Source organism: Mycobacterium sp. SP-6446 (assembly GCF_001954045.1).
Taxonomy (GTDB): Bacteria; Actinomycetota; Actinomycetes; order Mycobacteriales; family Mycobacteriaceae; genus Mycobacterium.
In genome coordinates this window covers 1-5,137 of sequence record NZ_MBEM01000107.1, presented here as the reverse complement: position 1 = coordinate 5,137, position 5,137 = coordinate 1, and the positions used below count along the sequence as shown (strand labels likewise).

The 5,137-nt window shown below is 68.5% G+C and carries 3 protein-coding genes and 1 pseudogene; 2 read left to right on the top strand and 2 right to left on the bottom strand.

The genetic code is table 11. From position 1 onward, the window contains the following. Positions 1 to 602: pseudogene (locus A5736_RS09325) on the bottom strand (type VII secretion protein EccC); the annotation flags it as partial. Beyond that, positions 599 to 2,116 (bottom strand): type VII secretion protein EccB, encoded by a 1,518-nt coding sequence (eccB, locus tag A5736_RS09320; RefSeq protein ID WP_076124294.1) that lies wholly within the window; start codon positions 2,114 to 2,116, stop codon positions 599 to 601. The pseudogene A5736_RS09325 and the gene eccB, both read right to left, overlap by 4 nt. 342 nt (positions 2,117 to 2,458) lie before the next feature. Between eccB and malQ the strand changes: the two genes are divergently transcribed. Continuing rightward, positions 2,459 to 4,609 carry a 4-alpha-glucanotransferase gene (gene malQ / locus A5736_RS09315; RefSeq protein ID WP_076245769.1) on the top strand — a complete coding sequence of 717 codons (2,151 nt, stop codon included), beginning with the start codon at positions 2,459 to 2,461 and terminating at the stop codon, positions 4,607 to 4,609. A gap of 28 nt (positions 4,610 to 4,637) precedes the next feature. Continuing rightward, the coding region (locus tag A5736_RS09310; RefSeq protein WP_139333216.1) for a TIGR03619 family F420-dependent LLM class oxidoreductase at positions 4,638 to 5,137 on the top strand (500 nt) is incomplete at its 3' end.

Here is a 5,137-nt window from a genome sequence, read left to right as displayed (position 1 = left end):
CGCCCGAACTCCTGTAGCGCCTTACCGGTCACCGGCTCCAGCTCGATGTCGGTCGGCATGTTCTGGGGCTCACCCCACGTCACCTCGGGGCGCGTCATGCCCACACCGACCCGGACGACACCGAAGTTGAGGTCCTTGCCGTCGGGCTTGCGTTCCCACATCCGCGGCGACCCCACCGCGGCCGCCAGCGTGTCCGGCGCCGGGTGGAACCACCGGTAGTTGGCGTCCATGCTGTCCGCCGACTCGTGGGCGGTGTCGCGCAGCATGTCCAGCATCAACATGAACTGGGCGCGCATCGAGTCCAGCTTCGGCCGGCTCATCTGCTGCTGGCCGCCGAACCGGCCACCGAACATCATCATCGCGACACCACCGATCATGAAGATCGGGAAAATCGCTCCGGCGCCGCCGAATACGCGCGAGCCGCTGGCGAAGACCATCGCCACCATGCCGATCAGCAGGCCGACGACGAGAACGCCCACCACGATCAGCCACGTCGGTTTGCCTTCCGGCGGCGGAACGCTCAACGGCGTTGGGAGGACGATGTTCTCCGGCTTGATTACCGGGGGCTTCTCCGGTGTGGGCCGGGCAAAACCACGTTTCACTTCGGTACCGCCAACTCTGCAGGGGACATATCCATCGGAAGGGTGTCGTGCTGGACCAACGCGTCCGCTCGCGACAGCGTCGGTCCCTGCGGCAGCAGGCGCAGCGCCACCCACGGAGCCTGACTCGGCTTTGTTTGCAATCCCAACGCCTCGCGCACATCGCGGGTGTCGTCCACTCCGAACCGGGCGCCCGCATCGGTGAGCCACCACAGGGATTCGGTCGTCTTGGCGCCGGGGTCGTTACCGGTGACGGCCACGAAGTTCGCGAAGTTGGGTCCGAAGTAGACCTGGTCGGCCTCGCGGCCGCTCGTATCGGCCTTGACCAGCGACACGACCCGGTTGGTGTTGCCCTGGGCGACCGGGATGGTCGGCCCGGAGATGACCTGAATGCGAGCCCGGTTCTCCCCGGACGTCTTCTCCCACCACCAGCACGTCGCCGGGTTCTCCCGGATGTCCATCACGTTCAACGGGTTGTCCGGATAGGACGAGAGATCCAGCTTGTTGACCACCGGCATTTTCGCCAGCGCCGCGGGTTCGACGGTCACGGGCTTGGCGTTGGACGGACCGCCGGCATTCTGCAGGATCTGAGCTACCAGCGGTGGCAGCGTCTGCACACCGTCGGCCAGCACCAGCGAATACTGTTGCGGCCCACTGATTTGCGGGGTGACCAGCACGGTGCCCACCGGCCCGGGAGCTCCCGGGAACGTCGCCGGAGTGCCCGCGTTCTGGATTTCCGGCACAGTCAGTTCGGGCCCCACCGGCAACGCGTCGAATAGGGCGCGGCTCATCGGCTTCGCCATGCTGACTTGCTCGGGCGTCATTCCGAGCGGCAGCAGCACCGCCCGGTTCGCGCCGTCAACACGCGACCGGCGTCCGTCCCGGATGACCCATGCGTCGCCGCCGTAGCTCAGTACCACCGCGTCCGATCCGGTCAGCACCCGCCGGTGGCCGCCGAGGTCCGGGGTTCCGTCGATCACCGTCACGGTCACCCCCGACGGGGAGCCGGCTCCGGTCGAGGCGATGGTGTCGCACACCAGCCATGAGGACGAGGAGGGGCTGGTGGGCCCGAAAGTCGACGGCGCACCGGGGATGCCGACCATCGGGCCGCGCGGGAGTTTGGCGATCTGGCTGGAGCGAACCAGGTGCGGGTTGTCCGGGCGCCCAGTGATCAGCCGCGCCGACGCGAGATTCAGCGCCGGGTACAACTTGTCACCGACGCGGACGTACAGCGCGCCCGAGTCGCGGTCCGCGATGATCGGCGACTCGTTGATCTGGCCCGACGGGCTGATGAACGACCACAGCAACGCTCCCAGGCAGATCACGAGCGCCGCGGAAATCGACGCGACCACGGCCAGGTTCTGCCGGCGCCCGGGCTCGATCTCCATACGAACCCGCCAGCGGGTCAGCGCCATTGCCGTCCGCCGGGCCAGGAACTGGTAGCCGGTTACCTGGGTCCGGGTCGACAAACCGAGGCCGTATCCCGACCCACGCTGTCCGCGACTTTCCTCCGCCACGTTATTTTCACCATCCGGTCTGCTAGAACGCCTGGACGTTGTCCGGCGCGCGAACTACCCGATAACCGTAAGGCACCCGCAAACACATCGCCATGCGGCGAGATTCGCGTTCGCTTTTACGTATTGCTATATCCCTGAACCCAGCCCCGCTGATCCCCCCGGCCGGATTTCTTGGTGTCCTAGGAATGGTAGCGGCAATTTGCGGCCCCGTCCTGTTGACGAGACGTTTGGTTGAACACTTGCTGACCTGCGAACGAACAGGGGGTGGAGCGGTCACCGGCAAAGCAGGGTGACGCCGAGCCGAGTCGCTGCCGGCCGGGTCATGGACGCAAGATGTGCGACATGACTGAGCTCGCACCCTCGCTGGTCGAACTTGCCAGGCGGTTCGGCATCGCGACCGCCTACGAGGACTGGACGGGCCGGGGGGTGCAGGTCAGCGACACCACGCTGGTGGCGGTGCTCGCGGCCCTCGGTGTGGCCGCCGGCACCGAGCAGGAGCGCAACGCGGCCATGACGGCGCAACTGCGCGCGTATTGGGAACGCCGATTGCCGGCGACCATCGTCGGGCGCACCGGCGCGCCGACGCGGTTCTGGGTGCACGTGACGCACGGTCATCCCGCCGAGGTGTGGCTGCAGCTCGAGGACGGCACGGTGCACGGCGGGATCCAGCAGGTGGACAACTTCTCTCCCCCGTTCGATCTGGACGGCCGCTGGGTCGGGGAGGCCAGCTTCCTGTTGCCGGCCGACCTGCCGCTGGGCTACCACCGGGTGCATTTGCGTTCCGGCGACTCCGAGACCAGCGCCGCGCTGATCATGACGCCCGACTGGTTGGGGCTGCCGGAGCAACTCGGCGCCCGCCGCGCGTGGGGACTGGCCGCTCAGCTCTACAGCGTGCGGTCCCGACACTCGTGGGGCGTCGGCGACCTGACCGATCTGACCGATCTCGCGGTGTGGTCGGCATCCCGCCACGACGCCGACTATGTGCTGGTCAATCCGCTGCACGCGGCCACTCCGACTGTTCCGATGGAGCCGTCGCCGTACCTGCCGACGTCGCGCCGCTTCTTCAACCCGCTCTACCTTCGCGTCGAGGCCATCCCCGAATACTCCGAACTGACCAAGCGCGGCCGGGTGCGGCGGTTGCGCTCGGAAGTCCAGCAACGGGCCGCCGAGCTCGACGCCATCGACCGCGACAGCGCCTGGCGGGCGAAGCGGTCGGCTCTCAAGCTGCTGCATCGGGCACCCCGGTCGGCGGGTCGCGAGCTGGCCTATGCGGCATTCCGGGACCGTGAAGGTCGTGCGCTCGACGACTTCGCCACCTGGTGCGCGCTGGCCGAGAAGTACGGCGGCGACTGGCATCACTGGCCGAGCTTCCTGCGGCATCCCACGGGAGCCGGTGTCGCACGATTCGTCGAAAAGCATTCGGAGACAGTCGATTTCCACCGCTGGATGCAATGGCAGCTGGACGAGCAGCTCGCCCTGGCGCAATCGCAGGCGCGGCGGGCCGGAATGGCCATCGGCGTCATGCACGACCTGGCCGTCGGCGTGCACCCCAACGGTGCCGACGCGTGGGCCCTGCAGGACGCGATGGCGCTCGGCGTGACCGCGGGGGCGCCGCCGGACGAGTTCAACCAGCTGGGCCAGGACTGGTCGCAACCGCCGTGGCGGCCCGACCGGCTCGAAGAGCAGGAGTACCGGCCGTTCCGCGCGCTGATCTCCTCGGTGCTGCGCCATGCCGGCGGCGTGCGCATCGACCACATCATCGGATTGTTTCGGCTGTGGTGGATTCCCGACGGCGCGCGGCCCACCGAGGGCACCTACGTGCGTTACGACCACGAGGCGATGATCGGGATCGTCGCCCTGGAAGCGCACCGGGCCGGCGCCCTAGTCGTCGGCGAGGATCTGGGCACGGTCGAACCGTGGGTGCGGGACTACCTATTACTCCGCGGCCTGCTGGGCACCTCGATCCTCTGGTTCGAATTGGATCGGGACGGTAACGGCGGGCCCTTGCCGGCCGAGCGCTGGCGCGAATACTGCCTGTCGTCGGTCACCACCCACGACCTGCCGCCGACCGCCGGCTATCTGGCCGGCGACCATGTGCGGCTGCGGGAGTCGCTGGGCTTGCTGACTCGGCCCGTCGAGGCGGAGCTCGAGTCCGACCGCGCCGAACTGGCGGCCTGGCTGGCCGAACTGCGCCGGGTTGGGCTGCTGGGCGAAAACGAGCCCGACCTTGCAGACCCCGAACAGATCGTCCTCGCGCTGCACCGATACCTGGGCCGGACGCCTTCGCGTCTGCTGGGGGTGGCGCTGACCGACGCCGTCGGGGACCGCAGGACGCAGAATCAGCCCGGCACCACCGACGAATACCCGAACTGGCGCGTTCCGCTGACGGGCCCCGACGGCCGGCCGGTGATGCTCGAGGACGTGTTCACGGATCGCCGGGCGGCCAGGCTGGCCGAGGCCGTGCGCGCCTCGGTCGCGCCTCCCGCCGTCTGACGAGGACCACCTGTTAGCTTCGGGTGCCATGAAGGTTTCCGTCGTCGCCCCGGTCGCCGACGGCGTCACCGCGGATCCCGGTTGGATGGTGACCTTCGCAAGCCACCTCGAGCGGTGCGGGTTCGAATCGATCGTCGTTGTGGAGCACACCGTCCTGGTCACCCGGTACGACAGCGTGTATCCCTACGACAATTCGGGACGAGTCGGGCTGGCGGCCGACTGCCCGATCCCCGACCCCCTCGACCTATTGGCGTTTCTCGCCGGCCACACCAGCCGGCTGGGGTTGGCCACCGGCGTTTTGGTGCTGCCCAACCACCATCCGGTGGTGCTCGCCAAACGCGCCGCGACCGTCGACGCGCTCTCGGGCGGCAGGCTGCGGCTGTGCGTCGGCGTTGGCTGGCTCAGGGAAGAGCTCGAGGCATGCGGCGCGGATTTCGACAGCCGGGGCCGACGGGCCGACGAGCAGTTGGCCGTGTTACGCGCGCTGTGGGCCGACCAGCCAGGCGGCGTGTCCCATCGCGGCGAGTT